Origin of the sequence: Bacillus infantis, from assembly GCF_008180445.1 — a bacterium.
Taxonomy (GTDB): Bacteria; Bacillota; Bacilli; order Bacillales; family Cytobacillaceae; genus Bacillus_AB; species Bacillus_AB infantis_B.
The window spans coordinates 115,713-140,962 of record NZ_VTER01000001.1; the positions used below are offsets into that span (position 1 = coordinate 115,713).

The following is a 25,250-nucleotide window of genomic DNA, read 5'->3' on the forward strand; positions in this document are numbered from 1 at the left end:
TTTACAGTTAAAAAAGTCAACCTGTTTCTTGCTTGGGGAGCTGGTCCTTGCATGTTCTTTACCAGCCCCCAGCGGAATTTTTTAACCAAGCATAAAAGCAGCATGCTCTGACGGATTACTCTTTAGACAAAGCTTCATGATCGGCAGCTGCAGGAGGCGCTTCAAACCAGGCATTCTTAATCATAAGCTGCATGCCATCCTCAGCGATCAGGGCAACTTCTACATTCATTCTGGTATAAGCAGAAACAATATCCCTTCTTTGGCTGAGGGCGGCTGCTTCGCCATAATAACTGATCGCTGCCGACAAAAGGCCAGTTATATGGAAAAGCATCAGCTTATCCGAAAATGGCGGCACAATTGAATCCGTCACTTCCGATTCAAAGACTTTGGGGACATGCAGGTTCTCTTCTTTCAGTAAAGATGCAAGTATTTCAAAGTGCTTTAAACAAAGCCCTCTTGCCCTTTCCATGTACGCCCTCACATCATTGGATTTGCAGACCTGGCTGAAGCCAAGCTCCAATACCATCTTCACCATCGTCTTCTGCATATTCAGAAAGACGCCGCTGATTTCAATCGCATTGATGGGCCTGCGTTTCCCAAGCCAGCCCTTCATATAACCGTTTTTGACAAAATGCACTTTCTGTTTATTATGGAGCGTTGGAGCTTTATCAATTATACCTTTTTGAAGAGCCACCTCGGTAGTGCGGTCATACAGCTCCAGAGCTTCTGAGGTACATTGCATAAAGTATTGCCTGATATCCTTCCGTGAGCACACTGACGTCGCGCCTGCATATCTTGTAAGCCCATGAAGTGCCATGATATGTAAATAAACGATTTTAAAAGCATCCGTAAATAATCCAGGGGCCTCTGGATTTACATCTTCTTCAGAAAAGCCTATCGGCAGAGGCTGATTCTCACTTTTCAGGAGCTTTTTAGTTTTTTCTAAATGCCGCTCTGACAGTTCTAGGGCGAACTCAAACACTTCCCGGATATTTTTGTCTTCTGAATCTTTCAGCATATGCTGCAGCACACAGCTTGATAAACTGTCATTAATGTATTGCGACCATATGACAGCATATTCAGAAGCATTCATTTTTGTTTGGTGCTGGATCTGTTCCATGCATTTCCCTCCCTGCTTATATCAGTTATTTTTAGCTTTTTTTATAAAATTATTTATCTTTAAACATAAAGGGAGGGTGCAGGTTTTTATTTCTATGCTGCCATTCATACAAAAAGGCCAAATCCCATGATCTGGCCCCGCTCATTCTCAAACCTTATTTCCTGACAAGAGTGCATCCAGTTTTTTCAGCTGAGAAGAGAACCCCTCAGCAGCCCCCATATCGATGATCTGCCTGATAGCTCCGCTGGAAGGAAATTCAGTGACTGACACATACCTGGTTTTTCCCCCTTCTTCACTAAATGTTGCCGTAATCAGGGTTTTTGGCAATGATTCATTAATATTTCCTTCTTCATCGGAGAAAGCATCTATATGGACAATTTTCTCTGGTGCCGAGATTTCCTTATAGACAGCAAGCCCCCAAGATTCCATCCCATAAAATTCACCCTGGCTTTTGTCCTTGCAGGTCATACCATAATGCCATATCCCGCCAGGTTCAAATTCAAATTTCTTATTCTTCGTTTCCCATCCCTCAGGACCCCACCAGCTTTCCAGCAGTTTGGAATCTGAGAATGCTTTAAATACTTCCTCCCTTGGCGCATCAAAAATCCACTCCATTACCAGGTTATTGCCTTCTTCCCTCATAATCAGCTTTCCGCTCATTTTTTCTGCCTCCTTTTCGTATGTTCCGCGCTGCCTTTAACTTCTGTCCGTTTTTATATTCAACAGGCAGTAAGCATTTCCTTTAGGCAGACTTCAATACATTTCGACATTCTTCTCTCAAAATGGCACCTGCACAATCAGCTCATTGCTGCATAGTTTATTGGAAATAACATTCCCTGGGAGAAAATGAACATGACTGCTTATCTGGATTACACTTCCCCGTCCCTTGCGTACGCTTTCGATGTGAATAAAAGCCCCCTTATGAAAAAAGACAAACATAACTTTATCAATATTCTGGGGATTGCCCAGCTGAATACCCTTGAAAATGTTTCCCTGCTTGATATATATCTAAGCACCGGCAATGCTGTAGAACCCCATTACCACCAGAACGCTGCAGAATTGGTCTACTGCATATCCGGAACAGCCACTGTTTCCCTGCTGAATCCTTTTACAAAAAAAATCCAAAATTATACGATCGGACCAGGACAGGTTGCCAATGTACCGCAAGGCTGGTGGCATTACGAAGTAGCCCTGCAGGATAACACCCATCTTCTTGCTATTTTTAATGCACCAACGCCAGAAGTGATACTTGGTTCTGATATCCTGAAATTTACACCGCCCAATATTATGGCAAACACCTACTGTATAGATGAAAACCAGTGGAAGGAGACGGTTGCCCAAGTGCAGCCTACAGCCTATATCGGACCCTCCAATAGCTGCAGCAAATCCAATAAAATGGCGCGCAGGCACCAATATTCTTATGGACATCAAGGTTCAACTTCCCGGCCATCCGCTTATAGCAGAGCAGGATACTGGCCCGTATATCCAGGATGAATGCATCATTCCACAAAAGGATTACGAAATTTAAATGCATCCCCGAAAAGAGGATAAATAAAATCCGCCGCTTTCATGAATAGAAAGCGGCGGACACCTTGGCAGAGTTAAGAATAGTTTTACTCATAGTTGTTTCTCTTCTTTACATTTGCTGTACTTTTCCCGGCACCAGAAGCTATAACTGCAGTAAACATAATGCAGGAAAAGGTATAGATTCTCTCGTCTTCAATGGGGACAAGCTCAGTGAGCATCATCCATGCTGCAAAAGGGAGTGTGATCGCCAATGCCCCGGCAGCCATTGTGCCTAATCTGTTGAAAAGTTTTTCACGAATTTTAAAGACAGGCTCTATTGCGAACTCTAATAGAAGACCCAGAGCTAATGGAATGGCTATAAACATCCTATTTTCCTCTCTATATTTCGATAAATCCGGTCCCTGTTTAATAATCCGGATATGAAGGTTCTTTTTTCTTATTGGCTGTCAGGATCAAAATTCCGGAAGTTATCAGGAGGCCGGGAATAATTATTGTGGGCAGACTCAATACACCAACGACAATAAAAATAACAGCTGCGGCTTTAGGATTTTTCTTTATACTTAAAATGCCGGCCAGGTTAAGGAACAGCATAAGGAGCCAAAAAACGAGAAATATAATAAGCACAATTTCGACAAAATCCATAGTACCGTCCGCCATCTCCCTGGCTGCTGCAGTTCCATCCTGCCCTGACATTTCCCGCTGGAATTTTGGATCGCTGCTGATAAGTTCAGTTAAAACATTCGCCGTAAACCCCCTTGAAACGAGGAAATAGAAGAGCCCTGCGGTAAAGTTAACCAAGACCGTGATGCCAAAAGAAATAAATCCCAGCAGTTTAGAAATCCTATAAGTTTCATCTGCCAACTTTTTCCCTCCCTGCTCACCATGTAATTTTTTTCTGCTTTCTTGGAATTTCGGCCAATTCAGTTTTTCATTTCCTATCAGGAATCATTTACCTTTTTTATTGTATTCTTTGCCTCTTAATTATTCAATACTTCCGGTTATTCTTGTGCAGGCAAATTCATTGCCTTTAAATAAGCGGACCTTTATATGGAATTTTCGGCATATTGATAAAGTCATAGCCGGCAATCTCATCTGTCTTAGTCAGGTATGCATGCAGACTTTCCACCAGCATCAAATTCGGGATGCTGGTTTGCTTTTCTTTTATCAAAATGATCGGCTTTTGCAGTGCATACGCATAGCCGAGCTCAAAGGCTGTCCCGCTGTCCACGGAATTTTCTTCATAGTCGTGAATGGCAACTACCACGTCAGCACGCCGCAAATATCTTAAATCATTTTGGAAAACAGTCTTCCTCCAGGGATCAGAAGCGAAAGTCAGCTGTGGGAACTGGTAAAATCTCGCCGAGAAGAAATCAGCCACATATGGATTCTTCCTCAGTGCATTCTCAAGCCTTCCGATCCTTTCCAGCTGCTCTTCATTAAAAAAGGGGCTGGCGATAAAAACTCTTACCGTCCTGAAAAATTGAATATTTTCCATTGTTATTCCTCCGCATTTTTTTGTATATATATGTGCCGAAGGAATGTGATTATGTTAAATCCTTTTATTCGTCTTCCTCATTATACAAAGCTGCCTGTTTCAGCCGCAGCCGGTAAATGTAAAAGACAGGTATTCCGCCGCAAACTGCGATAATTACACCTAGGATCAGGCCATCATCCCATCCATAGCCCGGTGTAATGCTGATCAAATATGAAATGATGGCAGCCCCTCCGAGAATGGCTGATATGCTTAAAATAAATGACTTTTTCGGGTTTTTTCCCTGTCTCTCATGCTCTACGCTCACACTCATGGATAGATAAGCAAATACAACCGAGGTTCCGATAAAAACAAGCCAAAGCGGATTCCCACGCATAGCTTCCATGCCGCCTTGCATTAAATCGTATGCAAGAATGCAAAGGATTCCCAGCGTCTGGACGATATAGACTATCCGTACATGCTCCAAATTCCTTTGCTTCAAACGTTCATCGGTCATTTTTTTCATCTCAGCTCCTCCTCTTCCACCCAAAATAATTCGTCCAGCTTTGACTGGACTGCATAGCAGATCTGCAGGCACAGCTTTAAAGAAGGATTATACTTGCCCTTTTCAATCAAGCTGACCGTCTGCCTGGTTATTCCCACCCGGTCCGCCAGCTCTTGCTGGGTCAGCTCTGCCTGCAGCCGGGCCTGCTTTACATTATTTTTCATATATTTTTCCTCCACCCAGAATGTAATATATATATTCCCTTTTGTAAATTATATATTCCATTCTCATATGTGGCGTCTTACGAAAAAAAGAGACAGGGTCGCCCTGTCTCTTCAAACTTCTGCTAATGTTCTTCTCCCCGGTATTCGAGAATATCTCCCGGCTGGCAGTCCAGCGCCCTGCAGATGCTGTCAAGCGTGGAAAGCCGGACTGCCTTTGCTTTGCCGTTCTTCAGTATTGAGAGATTGGCCATGGTGATACCCACCCGCTCGGACAGCTCTGTAACACTCATTTTCCTTTTTGCCAGCATAACATCTATGTTAATGATTATTGCCATTGCTTCACCTCAGATAGTCAGTTCATTTTCGTTTTTCATGGTTAGGGCGCTCCGCAGAAGCTCCTTCAGGACAGCTGCAAATACACTGATGACAAAAGAACAGAAAGCAATGGCTGCACCCATAAGGAAGACTCCTGGATGAAGGGCCCCGGCAGCTCCAACTCCGATGATCCCGGCAGCATATATAAGCCCCAAAGCAATGCCGCAATTCCTGATGCGGCGCAGCGACTGCACAGAGAAATCGGAAAAAGCAGTCTGCCCTTCAATGTATCTTAATAAATTCCATGATTCATACAGCGCAATGTAAAATGGAATCGCGGCCGCATACATGCCCAAAAGGACCGGCCATTTCAAATAAGCAAATTCAGGGTACTCTGCAGCTGCATCCCCTGCAAGTTCAGGCAGAAGAAAAATGCAGAGGAGTGCCACGATCAACCCCATAATAAGGATGGCGGCTTTCAGGAAACTCGTTATGGCCTTGTTCATAAGGTACCTCCGGTTTATGAATTATTATATTTATCTTAATACAGGTTTTATCGTATTTCAATAAAAAACAAATACATTTCAGTAAAAATCAAATGAATTTTAATATAAAACCATTGACTTCATTTATTGATCTGCGATAAATTATCATTACATTTCAATATTGGAGGCGGCTCATTGTGACATCTTTTTTACTTTTGGGTATCATCGGAATTGCTTTCTTGCTAATTCTGTTCAAAAAAAAACCCTCTCTAGAGGGAAGTGCAGCCAATCGGAAAATGGTAGATTTTTTAAGTAATTCTTCCTGGTTTCAAAGCCATTGGAGAGCTGGTTTGTTTTTATTTGTTTCCAATGCACTGCTATTTGCGGCAACACTCTTGATTTTGTATTCGCTGCTGTTTTTGAATATCCCTTATATACACCTGCTGATCATGTTCCTGGCAGCAGCCTTCAGCATCCGCTTATGGCTTGATATAAAACTGGCTTGGAGAGGCGCTGCAAAAGAGCGGTTGAAAGCGGGCTTGATTGGAAGCAGCTTTTATCTGATTATTTTCGTTATCTTTCTCTATCAGTTTGCATCGGCAAAGCCTGAATTTCCTGGTGATGATCCCTTCATGCGGGCCATCGGTTTCTTCTTTGGAATGATTGTGGCTGCCGCAGCAGCGATTTCCTGTGTAGCAGCTATAGGATTTTCCAGTAAAGGACATGAATAAAGTAGGGAAACCATTCTCATGGGTTCCCCCTTATCAAACCGTACGTGCCCTATTAAGGCATACGGCTTACCCATATGTTACAATGATTATCAAGAGGATGCGTTCCAGGCATTCTGCATCTTTTGGAGTCGGTGAGGAGTGTAATATTCCTCACCCTTTTCTTTTGCTCGTCTTATTGCATTTCGTTGTTTTCGCTTACCTTTTTCTCTCATCTCTTCGAGATATTGTTCGAGTGTATAGCCAAGTGCTTTATTTAAATATAGCCAATAAGCGGGTATCAGTTTAATTCCTACAAAGAAATTATTATTCCACTTATATCTCATCTTTTGTTCTTTCTTTTGGTTGGGATGTTTATGAATAAAGGCAACTCGCAGCCTTCTCCTTATATAGCCATCTAAATCTAAAAGGATGCTTCGCATCCAACGAGTGGTACAGTGGCTATTCTGCCCAAGCTCTTCATTTGCTTTAATCGCTTTGACGATGGTTAGATAGTAGTTTACTTTCCCCCGAATAATTGGATTTACACGGTTTACCCATTCTTCTTTGTTTAAGGTTAAGGTCTTCCGCGTTTTATTCTTGATTTTCAAACGGAAATCTTTGATCGATTCTTTCTTGGGGGTGACATGAAAGGCGAGCTTTGTATCTTTCTTTCTTGGCCTCCAATGATGAAAGGTGAAACCTAGAAAGTCGAAGTTGTCCTTTTTGAAGTTAACTACTTTAGTTTTCTCTTTGGAAATTTCCAATCCCAGTTCGGCTAATTTCTCTTTGGTCAAGGTGGCTGCCTTGTCTATAGCTTCTTGGGATTTGGCAAATAAAAGAAAGTCATCGGCATACCGGACAAAGCGGACACCATGCAAGTCCCATTCCCAGTCCAATTCGTTAAGATATACATTCGCCAATAAGGGTGAGATGACTCCACCTTGTGGCGTTCCGTAGTCAGAGTGTATTCGTTTCCCTTCTTCCAAGGCACCAGCCTTAAGCCATTGTTCAATCAAGCCTAAGACCGTCCGGTCTGATACATACTTCTTCAATATAACCATGAGTTTCTTATGGGGGATGTTGTCAAAGAACCCTTTTATATCACAGTCATAAATGTAGTTGTATCCTTGTTCTATGTTCCATAGGATGATTTGAAGAGCTCTTTCTACTCCTCTTTTCGGACGGAATCCAACTGACCAGTTGTGGAACAGGGAGTCCTCGAATTTTGGCTGTAGTACGTTTACTACGCTCTGCTGGACAATCCGATCTTCGATCGTGGGAATGCCTAGTGGTCTTTTCTTCCCATCCTTTTTCGGGATATATACTCTTTTTACCGGTTTGGCTTGGTAATTCTTCGTTTTTAATCTGTTTAGAAGGGACAAGATGTTATCTTCTAGGTTTGCATTGTAGCTTTCAATTGTTTCTCCGTCTATTCCTCCGGAGCCTTTGTTCGCTTTCACTTGTTCAAAACTTTGGGTTAATTTACGGTCAAACAAAATTTGTCCGTACACACTGTGTAACTTGAATTTCCACTCTTGATTCATTGCATATTCCGCGCCTTTCCTTGATGTACTTTCAAATGGTTTTACCGCAGTAGCTTATTTGTTGGCATTACATCTTGTCCATGGCTTGGAGCCATAGGTCATTCCCCTTCCGTTCATCCTGCGTTATGGTCGCTGGACTACTTCCGTACTATGAGAATGTCTGACTTCTCCGCCCGTTCCTAATCACTTCGGATTACCCTTATAGATTGGAACCCTGCCTGTTTGGTAAGGCGGAGACCTCACGGGGTCATCGCATTTTCCTTCAAAACATACCCTGCACCATCACCTGATAAGTCACACTTCCCCGTTCTGACTTCTAGGGAAGTGCCTTCTAGTGGGCTTCCTCACTTTTCGAAGAGTCGCCAACTTATCCTGCCGCCGTGCTTCACACTTCTTGCATTAGGGTCTATTTCTTCACCTGCGGATCTCACGATTTCCCGCATCTCCTTCAGACAATACCTCACGATATCGCCCTAGATTAGGCTTCCTGAGCTAGGTCAGTCTCCTCAGGGATGGACTTTCACCATCTGGAATTCAGCTTCTATTCATTCATCCAGTCGTTACATCTCAATGTCGTCTCTGTCCTTAAAGAAGTGAAGGACGTCGGCTTCGCCGACGTCCAATGCGACTGCCCGTCGCACAAAAAGGCAGATATAACATCTGCCAGAACATTACCGTATATATTGCACCGGCGAGACAGACTGTATCAAAATCAATCCATCATACTGTTCAGCCGGAACCAGGGTATATGGATACGCACTCAGCAGTATCAAGCTGACAATCAGCATTGCTGCTCATGATACACATTAAAATATTGCTCCCCTTTTTATGAGTTTGAAAGAACTGCGTGCAACAGTTCTTTCTATTACCAAGCAATTCTAAAGACCTTTTTCAAAGCAGACACATTCATGCACCCGTTTAAATCTCTTTTTAATTACTGCGGTTTCCTCCCCAGTATAATGGGCAAAAACCTGCATAGGATACAGATTCTTCAAGTTTGCAGAGACAGCACCTTTCAGCTCGGAATCTCCTTCCATATAAACATGCAAGTACGATTCTTTTTGAACGAAGCCGTTGCTCTCATACCAAGCGCGAACCCAGTTATCATCACGGGTCCATGCTTCCATCCTGTTCAATCCCTGTTCCCTGGCGAGCCTTTCTGCTTCCTCCAGCAGGGCTGCTCCAATCCCCCTCCGCCTAAAGTCGGGGTGGACAGCAATATGCCAAATCATCCCGCCCAGCCCGGTTCCGCGTGAGCAAACCGTCCTTTCTTCTTCCTCATATTCCAGATCAAGCAGCCCTGCTATCATTCCGTCCACTTCGGCGACTAGCTCAATCGCCGGATTTTCGTATTGTTCCTTTTCACGTAAGACATTGTCAAAATAATCCGTATCCAAAAATGACAGCACCCTGCAGCGGACCCAGCCTTTCTCATCTTCTGGCTGATAGGATCTGATAATCATAAATTCCTCCTTCAGGGCCGCTTACAGCAAAGCCCTTATTCCTTCTTTAGAAATATTCTTGGCTGATATGACAAGTCTCTGAAATTCCTCTTTGGCTATTCAAGAGGCATCACCTCCAAAATTTTTACATTCTCACATTGAGAGACTTTTTACCTCTAGAATGATTCTTTATCGGTTATGGAAAATCCTTCAAACTCATTTAAAAACAAAGAAATGTATACATAACGGATATTCTATAAACAAAAAAAGACCCTCACATTTGGAGGGCCTCATAGGCTTTTAATGGATGCTTCTCTTTTTAAAACGTCCGCCCCTCACCTCAGTGATGTCAGCTATCGCCAAAAAGGCGGACGGATCAAGTTCTTCAAGGATGCTGTTAAGCTTGGATTCTTCAAGTCTATTGATGATGCAGAATATCACTTTCTTGTCGTCTCCTGTGTATGCGCCTTCCCCTTTCAGGTACGTGACGCCGCGTCCCAGCCGGTCATTGATGGTATCGCCGATTATGTCAGCTTCTTCGCTGATGATCCAGACCGATTTGGATGCTTCGAGGCCGTCAGCGACAATATCAATCGCTTTTGCTGCGATGACATAGGCAAGTATAGAATACATGGCCCGGTCCCATGTATAGACAAAGCCTGCAGAGCTCAGAATGAAAAAGTTGATGAACATGACGATTTCACCGACAGAAAAAGGGACACGCTTGCTGATGACGATGGATAGAACTTCGGTCCCGTCAAGCGCTCCGCCATTGCGGATGACAAGCCCTACGCCGATTCCGAGAAAAATGCCGCCGAAAATTGTGGCTAAAAGAATATCCTCTGTAAAAGGAGGGATTGGGTGAAAGAATGAAGCGAAAAGGGAGAGCATAATGATGCCGTAAATGGCAGAAAGCGAAAATGTTTTGCCCATCTGCTTGTAGCCTAAATAAATGAAGGGCAAGTTCAAAACGAATAAAAATAAACCCAGCTTGATTCCTTTATATGAGAAAGCATAATGGATATACCTGTGATCCCGCCGTCAATTACCTGGTTGGGAATCAGGAAGATCTCAAGCCCGGTAGCCATCAGCAAAGCACCAAGCGTTATAAATACCATGCGCTGGATAATCTTGAGCCAGGAAAGCTTTTTATGGCCCTTCTTTAAGGTTATAAGTTCTTCCAAGTGGCACACCTCTATATTGTATTTGTTATAAATTATACCTTAAGTCTGCTATTTTAGAGGTGTTTGGGGATCGGTTGAATGGTCACCGGGCATGCTTTCAATTTTAAAAAACCGCATTTCCCTAACCAGTTTTGCCGCTTCAGCCGGTCTTACAGGCAAATCTGCCAATAAACCAATATCCACCCAAAGCGGCTCATATGTGCCGCGGCCCCTTGCCAGATCGAATTCTTCTCCTGTCCCGCTCCCAAAAATACCAGCCATCATCTCTGCAAAATAAAAATATTGCGGTCCATTATAATCATGGCGGACCAGCAGTCTGCCAACCTTCACTTCCATCCCCAGTTCTTCAAGGACTTCACGTGCTGCTGCCTCCTCAGGCAGCTCTCCAGGCTCTGCCCCTCCGCCGGGGAACACATAATATTCTTCACTTTCCCGAATCCGCTTAATGAGTGCCACTTTACCATCTTTTACAATAACTGCCCTGCCGCAGATTCTCATTTCTTTCTCCTTCCCCATCAATTAAATTGTTCAGTAAGCTTTACAATTTCTCTAATGACAGAACCAGCCTCTTCATTATTTTTTATAACAAAAAGGTAATCTGCCTCATCTTCGGCGGGGTCTTCCTTACGGGCAGCCTGCTGAAACTCCAGCACCTCTTTAAAGGTGGCTGCACTCCTGAAAATATTAGTGTTCCTGGTGCTTTCTGCAGCTCTTGCTTCCAGAATGGAATCCGGGATTTGGAAGTGAACCATAATCCGGAAGAAATCTTCACTTGGAAATAGTTCATTCAACAGATAGTCCCTGTCTTTCCTGCTGAGATTAGAATTGCAGATGATCATATGCAGGCTGGTATTTTCTTTTGCATACTCGACAATATATTTTGACAGCCCGTGCTTTAGGGTATTAGGCCCGCTTACAGGCTGAAGAGCTTCATAATATGTATGGATAAATGCCGCGTGGTTATCCTGGTCCATCACAAAAGAGCCTTTCAGCTCTTTCTTCAATTCTCCCGCAAATGTGCTTTTTCCGCTGTGTGTCTTCCCGACGGTCATGATTACAGTTCGTTTCACAGTTTCAGCTCCCCACTCGTAAAATCAGACAAAAAAAGGACCAGGAGGCCCTTTTACTGCGATACCATGAATTTCTCCTTGAATGAAGGACTCAGCTCGCTCCATACATCGAACAGATTGCCGTCCGGATCCCTGAACACAAAGTTCCTGCCAGCATGTCCCCTCTCCTCGATCTCGCCTGTATGGACTCCCTGTTCACTGAACTCCTGATGAACCGCTTCAAGGGCAGCCTGCCCATCCACTTCAAACGTCAGAGAAAACCTTTCCGCTCCCGAAGCATCTGTGAAATTACTAGTTTGTGATTCTGCTGCTTTAACAAGGAAAAAGCTCTGGTTCGCCAAATTAAGGATAGCTTTGTCTTCATCAATATAGTTCAGCTCTGCACCGAGCTTTCCGGCATACCAATCTGCAGATGCCTGGACATCCTTAACCGGAATATAAGTAGTACCTACTCTCCAAATCTTTTTGCTCATAAGAATCCCTCCTGGAAAATTCAGTATATACAAAGATTCTCCATGCAGAAGCAGGATCCCTTTTTATTCTGCTGCATTATTTGCCTTTTTTCTGGATGAAATTGATATCCAGGCTGCCGTATGAAGAATGATGATCAGGACTCCACCGATCAGAAACAAATAAAACGAGGCAGTTCTTCCTTCAGCATAGCTGCTGTATGCCACCGAAAAAGAAACTAGTGACATAAAATACCCGATAATAATCTGAAAAGGCTGTATATGTTTGAACATTGCAATCCCTCCTGCTGACTGATAGTATTATACCATAATTTCCCTTATGTCGTCGGAACAGTATTGGAGGTATAGTATGTATCTGGGAGATTGGCTGATTTTGATAATCATTGTTTTACTGACTTTGCTGGGTGTATTTTCTTTTACCCTGTTTATGCGGAGGATGGTGTCCCGTTCGGCTGCCTCCTATTCTTCTGATCAGGAGCTGCACGCCAAGCTGGATGAAATCATCAGATTGCTGAAAAAGCTGGAAAAAGATGAATAATTATCTATGCCCTCCTGATCCGGGGGGTTTTCTTATTCTCCTGTTAAAAGCTAAAATGAATTGAAACTTTTTATAAAAAACACAAACCTGAACAGCGGGTGCCCCGTCTAATGGTTGGAAGGGAGCAAAGAACCGTGGAAGAAACTTTATCAGAAATATTATTGGCAATGGACAGGGAAGCAGCCATCGACCAGATTATGCAGCTTTATGGCCAGGATATTCTCCAGCTTGCCTATACATATGTGAAGCAAAAAGATGTGGCAGAGGATCTGACACAGGAAATCTTCATTAAATGCTATAAAAACCTCCATCAATATAACCGAAAATCGATGCTGAAAACATGGCTTTGGCGGATTGCCGTCAATCATTGCAAAGACTATCTCAGAAGCTGGCACAAACGCCATATCATCCTTTCAGAGGAACAGGCAAAATCGGGCAGCGGCATGAAGGATGAAGTCGAGGCAGCCGTCATTAAAAAAGATGATGATTCACAGCTCGCAGCGGCAGTCATGAACCTGCCGGACCACTACCGAGAAGTCATTTACCTGCATTATTTCGAGGAGATGAGCATGAAGGAAATAGCGGCCGTCACTGGCATCAACCAAAATACAATCAAGACGCACCTAAAGCGGGCAAAGCAGCTATTAAAAGAAAGACTGGAGGAGCTATGATGGAAGAGCGCTTGAAGAGATTAAAAAAAGCGATGGAAAATTCCGTTTTCCAGGACCTGTCATTTACCGGCAAAAGCCGTGAAGAAATAAAGGCAAAAGCAAGGAATCTTCAGATAAAAAGTGATGAAGATGTTATCCTTGCTGTCCTGCAGCTGCTTGTCCATGAAAAGACAGGCTTTGAATTGACCAGAAGCATCATCGCAAGGGGAATTTCTAACTTTGAAAAAAACGAAGGCTTCCTCTATGCCCTGCTGCACAGGCTGGAACGGAAAAACTATCTTCAGTCCAGCTGGCAGGATTCACGCAAATACTACCAGCTGAATGACAGGGGCAGGAAACTCCTGGAGCAGTCAGAGAAAAAATCGGCCGGCAGGCGTACGGCCCTGCAGGAATTATGGGAGGGCTGAAATAGTGGCAGCTGAGAAAGACGACTTCCTCTCGGAGGTCAAAAAGCATATAAAATCCAAAGAAGCCAAGGCTTTTATCCATAAAGAGCTGGAGCACCATCTCCAGGAAACGAAAATAGAGCTGATGGCAGAGGGAATCGAAGAAACAGATGCGGAAGAAAAGGCAGTCCTGCAAATGGGCAGCCCGGCGGAGCTTGGGATGCAGCTGAACAAAATACATAAGCCGAGGGTGGATTGGCTGCTGATAGGGCTGCTGGCTGCGGCTTTTGGGATGGGGCTGCTTCCATTGTTGAGTGTTAATAACGAATATGATGGAAACTTTATAGGCAATCAAATTGTCTATATTATTCTTGGTTTGCTCGTTGCACTTGCTGCCATGCTTTTTGACTATAGGAAATTGCACAAATGGAGCTGGCCTTTCCTGATAGCAGGCATTTTATACTTGATCCTTTTGCCGGTGTCTCCTTTATCTATCTCTGTAAACGGTTTTCCCTATTACAGGATCCCTGGAATTGGAGCATTCGGCGGAATGTCAATATTGCCATTATTCTACCTTTTCTGGGCAAGCTTTTTTTCAAAAGAAAAACCAAATCTATGGATAGGCTGGCTTATATTTGCTATTACTTTATTTCTATTCTTATCCTTGCCGGGCTTCCCGATTGCCATGATGTACGGCTTCCTTGTCATGATATTGTTTACCAGAAGCGCTGTAACACGGAAAACCATCATCGCAACCACATCTTCTGTCGGAGGCATCCTAGTCTTATTGGGCATATTAGCGTGGTTCACAAGCAACGAGTATCAAAAAGTCCGCATATTCGCTTTTCTTAACCCAAAAGAATACTCAGAGACTTCGGGATTTATGTATATTAAGATAAAAGAAATGCTGGCTGAAGGCGGCTGGCTTGGCAATCCGGAAAAAACAGCATCCATTCCAAATTTGCATTCCGATTATGCCTTTGTTAATATCACCTATTTTTACGGATGGCTGATGGCTGGCCTGTTAATTGTCATTCTTGCCCTTCTTTTGGCCAGGATGGTATCTGTCGGCGGACAGATTAAAGACCCTTACGGCAAACAGCTTGTCACAGGGGCAATCGCCCTCTATTCTGTCCAGTTTCTTTATAATATCGGGATGACATTAGGGGTCCTCCCAATCATCTCTATGCCATTGCCGTTCATAAGCTATGGCCTTACACCGGCAATCCTTAATGCTTTTGTCATAGGCTTCGCCCTCAGCGTCTACAGGCGAAAGGATTTCACTGCCGCTGCCAGCAAATAATACTGAAAAAAAGACTTCTTTTCCGGAAGTCTTTTTCCATTTAAAGAAAGATTATTTTATTCGCTCCACATCATAGCCATAGTGGATGAAGTCGTTTTTAAAAAGCTCCTGGACCAGCTTTTTTGTTTCCTCATTATAGAAATCAGTGTAATCAGGGAGAGGCGTTTTAATTGTCTGCCTGGAAAATTTAACATCAGAGAATGTTTGCCGGCCATTGCTTTGCATCGCTTGTGTAAGATGGTGGGGAGATTTTACGAATTCATGCAAAGGCGAGTTCTGCAGCTTAAATTTCTGCTCAAGATTACGTATTTCTTCAGTAAAGTTCTCCAGGCGGATATGATTTTTGACAAACAGCTCTTCATCCTTGATATACTGCTGGGCAATGTGGGGATCAAGCTTAGGATTATCAGCTCCGATTTCCTTAACTTTATATAAAAACTCTTTGAAGGAAATCCCGGTACCCTTTGCTCCGGGAGCGATCTGATCCAGCAATGTTTCATTATAAATAGCGGCAAGATATGAACTTACCGCTCTTGTATAAGGATTGCGGACCAGTTTATAGGATTCCTTTTTATTAAAAAGGAGCTGTTCTGCTATACGATACAAATACTTGGGCTGCTTCTGGTAAACCTGCAGCCTGTAGGTATGAACCCATGGATTATGTTTCAGCGCCTCATCAAGCTTTCCGATCTGGTAATAAAACCACTTTATCAACGAAGTACATCCGCTTTTCGGGCTCCAGAAAAAAATGATCGGAAAATCCTGCTCGAATAAAGGCGGCCTGGAGTTGGTGAGGACATCCTTCACCTTTTGTTCTTTTTTATTCATAAGAATCCTTCTGCCTCCCTCTTTTTATACTAATAAATGCAGGCCGGCCGCCCTGCGATTGGACGAAAACCCGGTTATTAATAGAATTATCCATAAAAAAATGAGAAAGCTTAGATTGCTTTCTCATTTTGATACATGTATGGGTGCAGTCCTTATGCCACGACAGGACCAATTTCATTGTTTTACAGCTTCTTCCTTCTCATCCACTGGGTGGCTGCCCACTTGCTTCCTTTGATTACAGGCGCCCCTCCATGGAGAGTCAGATCGTTTAAATCCTGATTATCATAGAAGTATTCAAAATAAACGGCAGAGCCTTTTTGCGGGTTCACCGAAAAGTTCAGCTTAGGAAAATAGGTTTCCCCGCCTTCCTCAACATCATTCAGATACATAACAAGCGTGCTGATCCTCGGATTGCTTGCCGCCCTGCTGGATGATGAGAAAAAATCAAAATGAGCCTTATATTCCTGGCCGATGTGATAGTTCAGCATCTGCAGTCCTTCCCCATGTTCCACAGGAATGTTCATGATTTGCGACAGCCTTCTTTCAATTCTTGCCACCAGCTCATTTTCGCCTTCTTCAAAAAACATGCTGCTGCTCGTCCTGATATCGTCCTCCGTGCGGGTGTTGCCGATTTTTGAACGCTTCAGCTTATCCTCGGACATCCGGATCAAACCTTCACATTCCTCATCGCTCAGCACATTCCCTAAAATCACAATTAGCGGTTCCTCTAATTTGGCAATGATATGAATCTCTCTATCTTCCGTTTGAATCTTGTTACCAATATGATCAAAAATAGTCTGTTCTTTTACATGTGTTTCATTAGCATCTATTTTCAACTTTCATCGTCCTCTTATTCAATTTTTAAATTTCTGAAATATTTGATAAATCAAAACCTGGAACCGCTTAAATGGGAATGCTGGTGATCGGGATCCAATCACGAAATTCGTTGAATTTCATCTTAATATTACACTGAGGATAAAAGAATTTCTATCATTTTATTGCTGAATTAGACAAAATAGCATTCTTTCAGGCAACTCTATACTCCATACTTTTCCGGCAGCAGCTCCATTACATTGCATTTAACGAGTTTCCCCTGATAAGAGAGAATAACATCCGTTTCCTTTCCATAGTCGCTGATCAGTTCCCGGCACATCCCGCATGGAGCGACCACCCAGCAATCTTCCATATCTTCGTGAGGATGGGCATGGGCGACAGCCACAATCGTCTTGATTTCATGCTCTCCTTCAGAAATAGCCTTCCCCATCGCCATCGCTTCCCCGCAAACCGTGACCCTTCCTACATTTGCCTCCACATGGACGGCTGCAAAGATATTGCCTGACGATGACCTGACAGCAGAACCGATATGGTGCCGTCCATAACGGTAGTTTTTTTTGATGACTTCCTCAGCGGCGTGTATCAGTTCATAATCTCTTTCATCAAGACAATTTGTCTTAATCATGGGCCCTCTCACCTCAAATAACATTCACTGATTCTATTTTATCTTAAACAAGCGGAATTTTCTATTTTGCAAAAAAATTGAAACATTACAGGCTTATTTCCGTAAAGTAGAACAGGAGGTTAAAGAATGAAAATTATTTTATGGATACTTGCTGGAGTTGTGCTGCTGGCAGCTGCATTATTTGGAATTGGAGTTTGGATGTATTGGAAGAATTTAAAAAATGAAGAACCCGCCTATCTTGTCTCTTTTATAAAAGAGAAGGCAAAAACAAAAAATGCTGCACTCGTTATAAAATACAATCAGGAGGAAATTGCCAATATCAATCCTGAAACAAGCCTGCCTTTGGCAAGCACAGTCAAATATATTGTGGCGTTAGAATTCGCCAAGCAGGCAGCTGCAGGAAAAATAAATCCTGAACAGCAAGTCAGTCTGAAGGAGCTTGAAAAATACTATGTGCCGAAAACAGACGGCGGCGCCCATGAAGCATGGCTCTCTGAATTAAAAGGGAATAGTGTTTCACTGCAGCAGGTGGCGAAAGGCATGCTTGCTTACAGCTCGAATGCGAACACAGATTATTTAATTGAAATGCTTGGACTCCACCAAATCAACTCTAATCTGGAAAGCATGAATTTAGAAAATCATGAACCGCTGTACCCGCTGGCCAGTTCCTTATTCATTCCAATGAAACTTATGGAAGAAAATCATCTGTCAAAAAAAGAAGCACTAACCAAGCTAAAGGAAATGCCTTTACAGGAATACCGCGATATGGCAATTGACATTCACAGATCCTGGCAGTCCGCTCCCCCTACAACTGAAGAAAAGTCCCAGCTCCTCAAAAAGCTAGACATGGACTTTCAGCAAATCTGGTCTGACAGGCTCCCGAGATCAACGGCTGCAGATTATGCTTCTCTTATGGAAAAATTCAACAGTAAAACTTACCTGGCAGAAGACATACATACACGTCTTGACCCGGTTCTCGAACAGCTGATGGAAGACCCCCGCAATCAGGAATGGCTTTTGCATGCAGGCCAGAAAGGCGGCTCTACTGCTTTTGTCCTTACAATGGCCATGTATGCTACAGATAAAGATAACAATCAAACTGAAATCACTTTTCTCTCAAACAACCTGAGTCCCATAGAGCAGAAAAAACTGTCACGCAATATGAACAGCTTCCAGCTGAAGCTGCTGAAGGATGAAGATTTCAGGGAAAAAGTGCGTCAAGAACTAAAATACCTGAACTAACAATTTATTCGCCTGTGGCCGCTTATTATTTTTAATTGAGAAATAGCGGTTCTAGCTCTCTCCGCTGGAACCATTATTTTGCTTTTTAAGAGAAATAGCGGTCCTAGCTTTCTCCGCTGGAACCATTATTTTGTATTTTAAGAGAAATAGCGGTTCTAGCTCTCTCTGCTGGAACCATTATTTTGTATTTTAAGAGAAATAGCGGTCATAGCTCTCTCTGCTGGAACCATTATTTTGTATCTTAAGAGAAATAGCGGTCATAGCTCTCTCTACTGGAACCATTATTTTTCTTTTTAAGAGAAATAGCGGTCAGAGCTCTCTCTGCTGGAACCATTATTTTAGTTTTTCAGCGAAATAGCGGTCCCAGCTCACCTCGCTGCAACCATTATTGTAGTTTTCCAGTGAAATAGCGGTCCTAGCCCTCTCCGCTGGAACCATTATTTTAGTTTTTCAGCGAAATAGCGGGCCCAGCTCACCTCGCTGCAACCATTATTATAGTTTTTCCAATCAAACAGTAGTCCCAGCTCACTCCTTTCTTCCGCTGTTACTGTTTTCAGAGAAATCAAGGTCTTACCTTATCGCCCTAAATTCAAACCACTAAAATTCCCCTTTCTTTATTTCGTTTGAGGGTCGACATTTCCGAACCCTTTTCAATCGTCCCAGAAGCCAGAGAAATAAATTTAATCAAATTGTAAATAAAATGCTTTTTAAAGTAACAAAAACGGGGAATAAAATGAATAGATTACTTACTCTATAAAAATTTGAAATACCGGAGGGAATGACCATGAAAAAGTCGACAATGAACATGGCTGCAGGAATCCTGCTATCTGCTGGCGGAGCTGCACTGGCCATTGCGGCAATGAAGAAGCGCAGCGAAGAATCTGCCACAAATACAAGTACCTTTTCATACACAATCAAAGACGGCGTCATAGAAGACACGAGCATGCGGAACAGTGAGAGGATTGACCAGATTGAAAGTGTGGATGCCGATAAAGTGGATGCTGAAAAAGGACTCACCCAGTATGACTCAGCCTTAAGGGCAGAATGGGTAGCCAATGGATTCCCACAGACCCGGATGGAGATAGAACTGGAGGAACAGGACATCTAATGAAGGCCTAAAAAGGACTGGCAGAGTCCTTTTTTTTTGGGATCCATGAGCTCTTTGCTCTCTTCTTAACCATTTATAACAAAACATAAATACCAGCTTAATATTTCCCTATTAATATAGAAATCAGCGGGGGCAGCATGCGTGGCTGCCATGGCATTTGGCGAAGGAGGAGCCAGGTGCAGGGACAATCCTTTAAAGGGGGCTGGAGTTTATGTTTGAATTTATTACAAGGCTGCTGATTCTTACGCCTGTTTTAATCCTGTTTCCTTAATCGAGCTGTCAGATACAGCAATTATTCTTTCGCGTATTTTTCCTTTTTATAGAAATTACATATATAATCTTCTATGATTACTTTGTGGCTGCCCACCATTTTCTCCGGAAACTCATCTGGGTGGTAAAATTTAATATTCATCGATTCCTGTGGATCCATTTTCATCTCACCACTAAACGCTTCAGTAAAATAGGCAATAGTGACTGCGTAAAATTGATCTCCATTTTCGGCCGTCACCAAATAATTCTTTCCCGAATAAACATTAATCAGCTTTAGAGAACCGGCTGTCAGGCCTGTTTCTTCCCATATCTCCCGCCTGCATGTTTCTTCTGCAGACTCCCCAAGTTCCATCAGCCCGCCAGGCAGGCCCCACGATCCTGCCGGAAACACCCTCTGCTGAAGCAGCAGCTGTCCCCTCTTATTAACCAATATCCCAACACTGCCTGTCAGAATAAGCGGCCTGTGGCCAACAATCTTCCTTAAATCTTCTATATAGCCCATTAGTGCCCCCCATTCATGGTTTTTGTTTCTTAAAGCTGTTTTATTGTAAAATACTCCCACAGGAGAGATCCCCTCTATGTTATATTGAAAAAAAAGCAGGAGGACCTTGTTATGAAAATCACCAATACAATTCCTTTATTTCTCGAAACAGAACATCTTTCCGCTGATTCTTTCAAGGAATACCATCGACAGTATCCTGATATTTTTGCACAGTATTTTCAGTATCACTGCCGGAATCATGAAGAACGCATACCAAAAAGCATTGAGCAGCTAGAGTCTAAAAAAAGCCATATTCAAAGAGTGCAGGAAAACATTATTCCCATTATTCACGAGACGGGCACACGTTTCAAAACAGCTTATGGAGTCGAGTTTCCAATTGAAGTCAGCCTGATTGCCGGCATTTATGGGTCAAATGCCTATACTTGGCGGCAAATCATCCCGAATATTACTTTTGCTCTGGAGCAGCTGACCGATGATAAGGAACATTTAAAAGCCATCGTTTCCCATGAATTCGGCCATGCTGCACAAAATATTCTCAGTGATCAGGCCGGAATGGACTGGAAAAGCGTTCCATGGAATCATCCCCTGATCTGGCTTAACCAGGAAGGCGCCGCCATCCATTTTTCGCGAAAAATTGCTCCAGGCCTTCCCTCCTCCGCCTATTTCAGCTTCAATGATCAAGGAGATGCCTGGTTATCCTTCGCCAAGTCCCACACCAATGAAATCATAAGAAAGTTCTATGGAGATTTCAAAAAGCTGCAGCATGAAGAGGTATTCAGAGAATGGTTTTCCATCAGAGGCGGCCAATCATTCGGGTTCAGCAGATTTGGCTACTATATTGGGGACTTATTTTTTCAAAGCCAGATCCAACGGCTGGGAGAAGAAAAAGCGATCATCGCCTGGTGCAAGACAGATTTTCTGGAACAGGTGCAGATCTGGCTGGAGAGCAAAAAATCACTTCCAATCTGAAAGTGATTTCGTTGCTCTTACTTCAAGAATCTCATCAGGTCTCCATTCACAACATCATCGGACATACCAAGCTCTTTTCTGGCTGTTTCCAGATAAGGTTCGCACTTGCTGACAGCTGCTTCTTCACCGGAGTCTATTTTCAGGCAGCTGCCGCTTTTATAAAGATAGTCTTCAGCAATGAAGCTTCCATCCCGGAAAACAACTGGCTGATCGGGATTGCGGGCAAAAAGATTGCGGCTGAAGCTGTAATGATCTTCGGGATTGATGCCAAGCAAATGGAGGAGAGTTGCTCTTATATCGATTTCGCCGCCAATTGTTGATATAACCTTCCCCTCTTGCCCCGGAATATGGATGATCAGCGGGATCTTCTGCAGCTTCATCCTGTTAACAAGAGTATCTTCCTGCCGCAAAAGCTCCAGCACACCATGTTCATATTTGTCTGAAATGCCGTAATGATCTCCGTACAGCACAAACATCGTATTATCGTATTCTCCACTGTCTTTCATTTCCTGGAAGAAGGTCTTGATCGCTTCATCCTGGTATCTGACTGTTGTGACATAGCGGTTTACCACCATCTCGCTTGTCTCAGCCTCAGGAATAAGCCGGTCCTCTTCCTCGAGCAGGAATGGAAAGTGGTTCGTTAATGTGATGAAGCGGGTGTAGTACGGCTTTTCAAGGCTCTTTAAGTGCGGAATTGACTGCTGGAAGAACGGTATGTCCTTGATCCCATAATTCACTGAATTTTCCTCTGTCACTTCATAATCGCCTTTAGAGAAGAAACGGTCATAACCAAGAGACTTATACATAACTTCCCTGTTCCAGAAGGTGGGCTCGTTTCCATGCAGGACCGCAGCCTTGTAGCCTTCTTCACCTTTCAAAATATGCGGCAGGCTTTTGTATGTATTCTCGAATTTCCGGACAAAAGCCGATCCGCTCGACAGGGGATACAATCCGTTATCGACCATGAATTCTGAATCAGATGTTTTCCCCTGTGCGGTCTGGTCATATAGATTATTGAAATAAAAGCTATCCTTTGCCAGCGAATTAAGGAATGGGGTTATTTCTTCACCCTTTACCTTTTGATTAAGGACGAAGCCCTGGGTCGATTCCATGCTGATGAGGACAACATTCATTCCTTCGGCAGCTCCGAAATAATCGGAAGGCTCCGCTGTCCTGCCGTTTACGTACTCGGCAGAAGCCTTGGCATCAGATGCATCCGCAAATGCTTTTTGCAGGGGATATGATGCAGCTGATCCAATATCATAAAGATGATACGGATACAGTCCAATATTTTTGACAAGCTGAGGGCGGTTGTATGATTCTGTGAAAAGATGCGGCGCATTTACAAGCCCGATCGCCCCAGTCAAGAGAAAAAGAGCGATGCAGGCACCACCATACTGCCATGCCGTTTTTCCGGTCACCGTCATTTTTGTCAGCTTCTTTTTCCTGATTAAAAGAAAATACAATAGCAAATCAATGAAAAGCAGCAAATCCCAGGGACTGATCAGTTCCAGGGTGCTCGGTCCCAGGCCACCGACGTTTTTGAATTGGAAAAGAATCGGCACCGTGACGAAATCAGTGTAAAAACGGTAATATAAAAGATCTGAATAAAGGATGCCCGTCAAGACCAGCATTATCAGCCATATTCCAGCAGGCTTCACTTTCTTTTTCCAAAATAGGCCGCCCCCGATCAAAAGCATCAGCAGCCCCAATGGCGAAATTGTGAGCAGCATTACTTCAAGCAGGCTTGCAGCATGCAGATTAAAGCCGATGAAAGATACTGCAGCTGTTTTGAGCCACATAAAGAAAACGGCTACCCATACCGGCGTCAATTTTTTAAACTGTTTCATATTGATACCGTTTTTCGTTCTGTATTTCAAAAGCCTGCTCCAGGATCTTCAATGCCTCTGCTGCTTCTTGCTCGCTTATGCTCCCCATGAAAGCGGCCTGAATCCAATTTCTTTTCAGCAGATAGTCACTTTCATAGCTGATCAGCACACCTTTACTTTTGCAATAATCACCTATTTTTTTGCTTGATATAGTTTCTGGCACGAGTATTGTGATGATGCCGGGAGAATAGCTCTCATCCCCAAGAACTATCCACCCGTTTGCCTCCATCCTTTCCCTTGCCTGCTCTCCAATCCTTGATGTTTTTTCATAATCAATGAGACCGCAAGCTTTGTTAAGCGCAGTGACGAGATTGGAAGAGTGGGTATAAGGGATGCTTTCATGGTCCTGATACATTTTCAAGTCCAAATATCTTGGTATATGATTGCCGCCCAGAATCCTCTCCCTGTGAAAAACAATCGCCAGGCCTGGATATGATCCAAATCCTTTTCCGCTGACCGCTGATGCAAGATAGATTTCCTTCAGATCAAGGGGCACTGTACCTGCCGAGCTGCAGGCATCCACACAAAGCTTAATCCCAAGGCTGCCGCATAGCTCCTTTAGTGAATCTAAATCATATAAATAGCCTGTCGAAGTTTCACAGTGAACAGTCCAAATCCAGCTGATCGAAGAGCTGGAGTTGATTGCCTGTTCAATCTCATATAAATGGATCGGCTCATTCCATTCTTTTTCAATAGATTGAAAAGATAGCCCCTGCCTTTTTGCATGGTCAATCAGCCGGAAGCCAAATTCGCCATTCGCCAGAATCAGCCCTGTTCCCGGTATGCAGGATAGCTGTGCAGCAACAAGGTCATTGGAAAGGGTTCCTGTCCCGACGACAACTTCTGCATGAGCAGCCCCGGTCATGTGGCATAGACTGCTGCGGAGTTGATGAAGTTCTTTTTTAAACTCTTCGCTTCGGTGGGATATGGCAGGCTCTCTGAATGCTTTTTCAGCCTCCGGATGGATTGAAACAGGCCCTGGCAGCAAAGAAATCCTCTTAGCAGGCTTAGTCTTTTTCTTCATTAGGCGGATAAAAGCTTTAGTCGAGCGTTCAAAGTTTTCCTTTGTTAAGTACATGGGCTGAAATTGCGCCCCCTCTTCCCCTGTTAAAGGGCCAAAGGGAATAAAGCCGATCCGCCTGTACAGTTTCAGCTGCCGGACCGTACCGGAAATAAGGGCCATCGTATACCCTTTTTCAAGACAGAACTGTACAAGCCTTTCGCATAAATGATAAAAAACGCGGCTGCTTCTGTATTCTTTCTTGATCGATAACAGACGCACCTCGCAAGCTGTTCCCTTTACGGGGAGGCAGTCATCAAGTGACTCAAGCTTATAGTCGAGAGAAAATGGCCTTTTGGCACGGATGGCAATCATACCTACCACTTCCTCTCCTTTTTTGGCAATCATATATGTATTTTCCTGATGAAATTTATCAATCAATTCATTTTCATCATTTTTGCTGTGCTGCGGAATTTCCTCTACAAATGTTTGATAATTAAGCTGATGGATTTGTTCAAACTCGCTCTGCTCACTGGCAAGCTTATACGTTAAACTTTCCACGGTTAACCTCCTATGTCAGACATGATGATCCGGTTTAACTGGCTGAGCTAATGGATAATATGTTAATTAAAGTATAGACTACCTCGTAATACTATATATAATTTAACGTTTAAAAAGAGTAAAAAGTTTCATTTTCTAACATATTTCTTCTTTTAGCCCTTCTATTAATATGGCAAACCCGCAAAATAAAAAGGAACCCTATTTAAATCCGGGTTCCAGGACTTGCTTATGACAGCGGTCTATTTCTTCCCGCCTCCGTTGTTCAGATAATTCGGCCTGTACCGGTCATCATCCCTGGCAGAATACACAAAGCTTATCCCCATCGCAAATGTGCCGAACATAAAGCCGAATAAATAGCCGGCGGAATGGAATCCCGAAACAAAGCTGACAATTGCCGCAGCAAGCAGAACCAGCAGAATAGACAAGAAAACTTTACCCATCCTCCGCCCTCCTTTTC

The 25,250-nt window shown here is 43.4% G+C and carries 31 protein-coding genes and 1 pseudogene; 9 read left to right on the forward strand and 23 right to left on the reverse strand.

The genetic code is table 11. The annotated features are described in order from the left end of the window. Nucleotides 1–115: 115 nt before the first annotated feature. The gene (locus tag FZD51_RS00645) at nucleotides 116–1,120 is read right to left on the reverse strand and encodes a DUF3231 family protein (RefSeq protein WP_148972984.1); all 1,005 of its coding nucleotides are present in this window, start codon (nucleotides 1,118–1,120) and stop codon (nucleotides 116–118) included. Nucleotides 1,121–1,267: 147 nt separating this feature from the next. Beyond that, entirely contained in the window at nucleotides 1,268–1,780 is a 513-nt protein-coding gene (locus tag FZD51_RS00650; protein ID WP_148972985.1) for an SRPBCC family protein, read from the reverse strand. A 192-nt stretch (nucleotides 1,781–1,972) separates the two neighbouring features. Between FZD51_RS00650 and FZD51_RS00655 the strand changes: the two genes are divergently transcribed. After that, complete coding sequence (locus FZD51_RS00655; RefSeq protein WP_148972986.1) at nucleotides 1,973–2,614, forward strand: cupin domain-containing protein; 642 nt, start codon at nucleotides 1,973–1,975, stop codon at nucleotides 2,612–2,614. Nucleotides 2,615–2,733: 119 nt separating this feature from the next. Here the strand turns inward: FZD51_RS00655 and FZD51_RS00660 are convergent, their stop codons facing one another. The 7 genes from FZD51_RS00660 to FZD51_RS00690 form a co-directional block, all read right to left on the reverse strand. Beyond that, the gene (locus tag FZD51_RS00660) at nucleotides 2,734–3,012 is read right to left on the reverse strand and encodes a hypothetical protein (RefSeq protein WP_148972987.1); all 279 of its coding nucleotides are present in this window, start codon (nucleotides 3,010–3,012) and stop codon (nucleotides 2,734–2,736) included. A gap of 40 nt (nucleotides 3,013–3,052) precedes the next feature. Next, nucleotides 3,053–3,508, reverse strand: coding sequence for a DUF4064 domain-containing protein (locus FZD51_RS00665; protein ID WP_187445573.1), 456 nt, complete (start codon nucleotides 3,506–3,508; stop codon nucleotides 3,053–3,055). Between the two features lie 166 nt (nucleotides 3,509–3,674). After that, on the reverse strand, nucleotides 3,675–4,142 hold the full coding sequence (locus FZD51_RS00670) for a nucleoside 2-deoxyribosyltransferase (protein WP_148972989.1): 468 nt from the start codon (nucleotides 4,140–4,142) through the stop codon (nucleotides 3,675–3,677). A 64-nt stretch (nucleotides 4,143–4,206) separates the two neighbouring features. Continuing rightward, nucleotides 4,207–4,644, reverse strand: a complete 438-nt coding sequence (locus FZD51_RS00675) for a hypothetical protein (protein WP_148972990.1) — start codon at nucleotides 4,642–4,644, stop codon at nucleotides 4,207–4,209. Then, the gene (locus FZD51_RS00680) at nucleotides 4,641–4,847 is read right to left on the reverse strand and encodes a helix-turn-helix transcriptional regulator (protein ID WP_022543949.1); all 207 of its coding nucleotides are present in this window, start codon (nucleotides 4,845–4,847) and stop codon (nucleotides 4,641–4,643) included. The genes FZD51_RS00675 and FZD51_RS00680 overlap by 4 nt, the downstream gene beginning before the upstream one ends. 122 nt (nucleotides 4,848–4,969) lie before the next feature. Next, nucleotides 4,970–5,182, reverse strand: a complete 213-nt coding sequence (locus FZD51_RS00685) for a helix-turn-helix domain-containing protein (RefSeq protein WP_009793451.1) — start codon at nucleotides 5,180–5,182, stop codon at nucleotides 4,970–4,972. A 9-nt stretch (nucleotides 5,183–5,191) separates the two neighbouring features. Continuing rightward, nucleotides 5,192–5,668, reverse strand: coding sequence for a DUF2975 domain-containing protein (locus FZD51_RS00690; protein WP_148972991.1), 477 nt, complete (start codon nucleotides 5,666–5,668; stop codon nucleotides 5,192–5,194). Nucleotides 5,669–5,997: 329 nt separating this feature from the next. Here FZD51_RS00690 and FZD51_RS00695 point away from each other — a divergent pair, with 329 nt between their 5' ends. Next, complete coding sequence (locus tag FZD51_RS00695) at nucleotides 5,998–6,378, forward strand: hypothetical protein (RefSeq protein WP_148972992.1); 381 nt, start codon at nucleotides 5,998–6,000, stop codon at nucleotides 6,376–6,378. 89 nt (nucleotides 6,379–6,467) lie between these two features. Here FZD51_RS00695 and ltrA read toward each other — a convergent pair whose 3' ends face one another. The 7 genes and pseudogenes from ltrA to FZD51_RS00730 all read right to left on the reverse strand — a co-directional run bounded on the left by ltrA (nucleotide 6,468) and on the right by FZD51_RS00730 (nucleotide 12,340). Then, on the reverse strand, nucleotides 6,468–7,901 hold the full coding sequence (ltrA, locus tag FZD51_RS00700; protein ID WP_148972993.1) for a group II intron reverse transcriptase/maturase: 1,434 nt from the start codon (nucleotides 7,899–7,901) through the stop codon (nucleotides 6,468–6,470). Nucleotides 7,902–8,779: 878 nt separating this feature from the next. Further along, a complete protein-coding gene (locus FZD51_RS00705; RefSeq protein ID WP_148972994.1) occupies nucleotides 8,780–9,364 on the reverse strand; it encodes a GNAT family N-acetyltransferase in 585 nt (194 codons plus the stop codon). Between the two features lie 279 nt (nucleotides 9,365–9,643). Then, a pseudogene (locus FZD51_RS00710) lies at nucleotides 9,644–10,461 on the reverse strand (YitT family protein). 114 nt (nucleotides 10,462–10,575) lie between these two features. Continuing rightward, complete coding sequence (locus FZD51_RS00715; RefSeq protein ID WP_148972995.1) at nucleotides 10,576–11,025, reverse strand: NUDIX hydrolase; 450 nt, start codon at nucleotides 11,023–11,025, stop codon at nucleotides 10,576–10,578. A gap of 17 nt (nucleotides 11,026–11,042) precedes the next feature. Next, nucleotides 11,043–11,597: an AAA family ATPase gene (locus FZD51_RS00720; RefSeq protein ID WP_148972996.1), complete on the reverse strand. Its 555-nt coding sequence runs from the start codon at nucleotides 11,595–11,597 to the stop codon at nucleotides 11,043–11,045. Between the two features lie 53 nt (nucleotides 11,598–11,650). Beyond that, nucleotides 11,651–12,070, reverse strand: coding sequence for a VOC family protein (locus FZD51_RS00725; protein WP_148972997.1), 420 nt, complete (start codon nucleotides 12,068–12,070; stop codon nucleotides 11,651–11,653). A gap of 63 nt (nucleotides 12,071–12,133) precedes the next feature. Further along, nucleotides 12,134–12,340 (reverse strand): hypothetical protein, encoded by a 207-nt coding sequence (locus FZD51_RS00730; protein WP_148972998.1) that lies wholly within the window; start codon nucleotides 12,338–12,340, stop codon nucleotides 12,134–12,136. A gap of 76 nt (nucleotides 12,341–12,416) precedes the next feature. Here FZD51_RS00730 and FZD51_RS00735 point away from each other — a divergent pair, with 76 nt between their 5' ends. The 4 genes from FZD51_RS00735 to FZD51_RS00750 all read left to right on the forward strand — a co-directional run bounded on the left by FZD51_RS00735 (nucleotide 12,417) and on the right by FZD51_RS00750 (nucleotide 14,965). Then, complete coding sequence (locus FZD51_RS00735; protein ID WP_187445574.1) at nucleotides 12,417–12,605, forward strand: DUF4083 domain-containing protein; 189 nt, start codon at nucleotides 12,417–12,419, stop codon at nucleotides 12,603–12,605. Between the two features lie 134 nt (nucleotides 12,606–12,739). Continuing rightward, nucleotides 12,740–13,276 (forward strand): sigma-70 family RNA polymerase sigma factor, encoded by a 537-nt coding sequence (locus FZD51_RS00740; protein ID WP_148973000.1) that lies wholly within the window; start codon nucleotides 12,740–12,742, stop codon nucleotides 13,274–13,276. Then, the gene (locus FZD51_RS00745; RefSeq protein ID WP_148973282.1) at nucleotides 13,276–13,683 is read left to right on the forward strand and encodes a PadR family transcriptional regulator; all 408 of its coding nucleotides are present in this window, start codon (nucleotides 13,276–13,278) and stop codon (nucleotides 13,681–13,683) included. The genes FZD51_RS00740 and FZD51_RS00745 overlap by 1 nt, the downstream gene beginning before the upstream one ends. 4 nt (nucleotides 13,684–13,687) lie before the next feature. Further along, the gene (locus tag FZD51_RS00750) at nucleotides 13,688–14,965 is read left to right on the forward strand and encodes an FtsW/RodA/SpoVE family cell cycle protein (RefSeq protein WP_187445575.1); all 1,278 of its coding nucleotides are present in this window, start codon (nucleotides 13,688–13,690) and stop codon (nucleotides 14,963–14,965) included. 51 nt (nucleotides 14,966–15,016) lie between these two features. Here FZD51_RS00750 and FZD51_RS00755 read toward each other — a convergent pair whose 3' ends face one another. The 3 genes from FZD51_RS00755 to FZD51_RS00765 all read right to left on the reverse strand — a co-directional run bounded on the left by FZD51_RS00755 (nucleotide 15,017) and on the right by FZD51_RS00765 (nucleotide 17,252). Continuing rightward, entirely contained in the window at nucleotides 15,017–15,793 is a 777-nt protein-coding gene (locus FZD51_RS00755) for a sulfotransferase family 2 domain-containing protein (protein ID WP_148973002.1), read from the reverse strand. Between the two features lie 182 nt (nucleotides 15,794–15,975). Next, nucleotides 15,976–16,629 carry a prolyl hydroxylase family protein gene (locus FZD51_RS00760; protein ID WP_148973003.1) on the reverse strand — a complete coding sequence of 218 codons (654 nt, stop codon included), beginning with the start codon at nucleotides 16,627–16,629 and terminating at the stop codon, nucleotides 15,976–15,978. 200 nt (nucleotides 16,630–16,829) lie between these two features. Continuing rightward, the gene (locus FZD51_RS00765) at nucleotides 16,830–17,252 is read right to left on the reverse strand and encodes a cytidine deaminase (protein WP_148973004.1); all 423 of its coding nucleotides are present in this window, start codon (nucleotides 17,250–17,252) and stop codon (nucleotides 16,830–16,832) included. A 126-nt stretch (nucleotides 17,253–17,378) separates the two neighbouring features. On the opposite strand from FZD51_RS00765, the gene FZD51_RS00770 reads away from it, so the two are divergent. Continuing rightward, the gene (locus tag FZD51_RS00770; RefSeq protein WP_148973005.1) at nucleotides 17,379–18,494 is read left to right on the forward strand and encodes a serine hydrolase; all 1,116 of its coding nucleotides are present in this window, start codon (nucleotides 17,379–17,381) and stop codon (nucleotides 18,492–18,494) included. A 784-nt stretch (nucleotides 18,495–19,278) separates the two neighbouring features. Beyond that, the gene (locus FZD51_RS00775) at nucleotides 19,279–19,602 is read left to right on the forward strand and encodes a hypothetical protein (RefSeq protein ID WP_009793433.1); all 324 of its coding nucleotides are present in this window, start codon (nucleotides 19,279–19,281) and stop codon (nucleotides 19,600–19,602) included. 292 nt (nucleotides 19,603–19,894) lie between these two features. On the opposite strand, the gene FZD51_RS00780 is transcribed toward FZD51_RS00775, so the two are convergent. Next, nucleotides 19,895–20,374: an NUDIX hydrolase gene (locus FZD51_RS00780; RefSeq protein ID WP_148973283.1), complete on the reverse strand. Its 480-nt coding sequence runs from the start codon at nucleotides 20,372–20,374 to the stop codon at nucleotides 19,895–19,897. Nucleotides 20,375–20,485: 111 nt separating this feature from the next. Between FZD51_RS00780 and FZD51_RS00785 the strand changes: the two genes are divergently transcribed. Next, nucleotides 20,486–21,343, forward strand: coding sequence for a hypothetical protein (locus tag FZD51_RS00785; protein ID WP_148973006.1), 858 nt, complete (start codon nucleotides 20,486–20,488; stop codon nucleotides 21,341–21,343). Nucleotides 21,344–21,360: 17 nt separating this feature from the next. On the opposite strand, the gene FZD51_RS00790 is transcribed toward FZD51_RS00785, so the two are convergent. The 3 genes from FZD51_RS00790 to FZD51_RS00800 all read right to left on the reverse strand — a co-directional run bounded on the left by FZD51_RS00790 (nucleotide 21,361) and on the right by FZD51_RS00800 (nucleotide 25,233). Next, nucleotides 21,361–23,223 carry an LTA synthase family protein gene (locus FZD51_RS00790; protein WP_262380586.1) on the reverse strand — a complete coding sequence of 621 codons (1,863 nt, stop codon included), beginning with the start codon at nucleotides 23,221–23,223 and terminating at the stop codon, nucleotides 21,361–21,363. Continuing rightward, nucleotides 23,180–24,793 (reverse strand): aminotransferase class V-fold PLP-dependent enzyme, encoded by a 1,614-nt coding sequence (locus FZD51_RS00795; RefSeq protein ID WP_148973007.1) that lies wholly within the window; start codon nucleotides 24,791–24,793, stop codon nucleotides 23,180–23,182. Before FZD51_RS00795 ends, FZD51_RS00790 begins: the two co-directional genes overlap by 44 nt. Nucleotides 24,794–25,032: 239 nt before the next feature. Beyond that, complete coding sequence (locus FZD51_RS00800) at nucleotides 25,033–25,233, reverse strand: hypothetical protein (protein ID WP_009793428.1); 201 nt, start codon at nucleotides 25,231–25,233, stop codon at nucleotides 25,033–25,035. Nucleotides 25,234–25,250: the final 17 nt, after the last annotated feature.

Excerpts from the sequence above, each read along its gene's own strand:
- FZD51_RS00800 (WP_009793428.1), bottom strand. The coding sequence starts at position 25,233 with ATGGGTAAAGTTTTCTTGTCTATTCTGCTGGTTCTGCTTGCTGCGGCA.
- FZD51_RS00765 (WP_148973004.1), bottom strand. The coding sequence starts at position 17,252 with ATGATTAAGACAAATTGTCTTGATGAAAGAGATTATGAACTGATACAC.
- FZD51_RS00645 (WP_148972984.1), bottom strand. The coding sequence starts at position 1,120 with ATGGAACAGATCCAGCACCAAACAAAAATGAATGCTTCTGAATATGCT.
- FZD51_RS00735 (WP_187445574.1), top strand. The coding sequence starts at position 12,417 with ATGTATCTGGGAGATTGGCTGATTTTGATAATCATTGTTTTACTGACT.
- FZD51_RS00650 (WP_148972985.1), bottom strand. The coding sequence starts at position 1,780 with ATGAGCGGAAAGCTGATTATGAGGGAAGAAGGCAATAACCTGGTAATG.
- FZD51_RS00730 (WP_148972998.1), bottom strand. The coding sequence starts at position 12,340 with ATGTTCAAACATATACAGCCTTTTCAGATTATTATCGGGTATTTTATG.
- FZD51_RS00770 (WP_148973005.1), top strand. The coding sequence starts at position 17,379 with ATGAAAATTATTTTATGGATACTTGCTGGAGTTGTGCTGCTGGCAGCT.
- FZD51_RS00705 (WP_148972994.1), bottom strand. The coding sequence starts at position 9,364 with ATGATTATCAGATCCTATCAGCCAGAAGATGAGAAAGGCTGGGTCCGC.
- FZD51_RS00780 (WP_148973283.1), bottom strand. The coding sequence starts at position 20,374 with ATGGGCTATATAGAAGATTTAAGGAAGATTGTTGGCCACAGGCCGCTT.
- FZD51_RS00745 (WP_148973282.1), top strand. The coding sequence starts at position 13,276 with ATGGAAGAGCGCTTGAAGAGATTAAAAAAAGCGATGGAAAATTCCGTT.
- FZD51_RS00715 (WP_148972995.1), bottom strand. The coding sequence starts at position 11,025 with ATGAGAATCTGCGGCAGGGCAGTTATTGTAAAAGATGGTAAAGTGGCA.
- FZD51_RS00755 (WP_148973002.1), bottom strand. The coding sequence starts at position 15,793 with ATGAATAAAAAAGAACAAAAGGTGAAGGATGTCCTCACCAACTCCAGG.
- FZD51_RS00690 (WP_148972991.1), bottom strand. The coding sequence starts at position 5,668 with ATGAACAAGGCCATAACGAGTTTCCTGAAAGCCGCCATCCTTATTATG.
- FZD51_RS00725 (WP_148972997.1), bottom strand. The coding sequence starts at position 12,070 with ATGAGCAAAAAGATTTGGAGAGTAGGTACTACTTATATTCCGGTTAAG.
- FZD51_RS00675 (WP_148972990.1), bottom strand. The coding sequence starts at position 4,644 with ATGAAAAAAATGACCGATGAACGTTTGAAGCAAAGGAATTTGGAGCAT.
- FZD51_RS00680 (WP_022543949.1), bottom strand. The coding sequence starts at position 4,847 with ATGAAAAATAATGTAAAGCAGGCCCGGCTGCAGGCAGAGCTGACCCAG.
- FZD51_RS00660 (WP_148972987.1), bottom strand. The coding sequence starts at position 3,012 with ATGTTTATAGCCATTCCATTAGCTCTGGGTCTTCTATTAGAGTTCGCA.
- FZD51_RS00775 (WP_009793433.1), top strand. The coding sequence starts at position 19,279 with ATGAAAAAGTCGACAATGAACATGGCTGCAGGAATCCTGCTATCTGCT.
- ltrA (WP_148972993.1), bottom strand. The coding sequence starts at position 7,901 with ATGAATCAAGAGTGGAAATTCAAGTTACACAGTGTGTACGGACAAATT.
- FZD51_RS00670 (WP_148972989.1), bottom strand. The coding sequence starts at position 4,142 with ATGGAAAATATTCAATTTTTCAGGACGGTAAGAGTTTTTATCGCCAGC.
- FZD51_RS00785 (WP_148973006.1), top strand. The coding sequence starts at position 20,486 with ATGAAAATCACCAATACAATTCCTTTATTTCTCGAAACAGAACATCTT.
- FZD51_RS00685 (WP_009793451.1), bottom strand. The coding sequence starts at position 5,182 with ATGGCAATAATCATTAACATAGATGTTATGCTGGCAAAAAGGAAAATG.
- FZD51_RS00655 (WP_148972986.1), top strand. The coding sequence starts at position 1,973 with ATGACTGCTTATCTGGATTACACTTCCCCGTCCCTTGCGTACGCTTTC.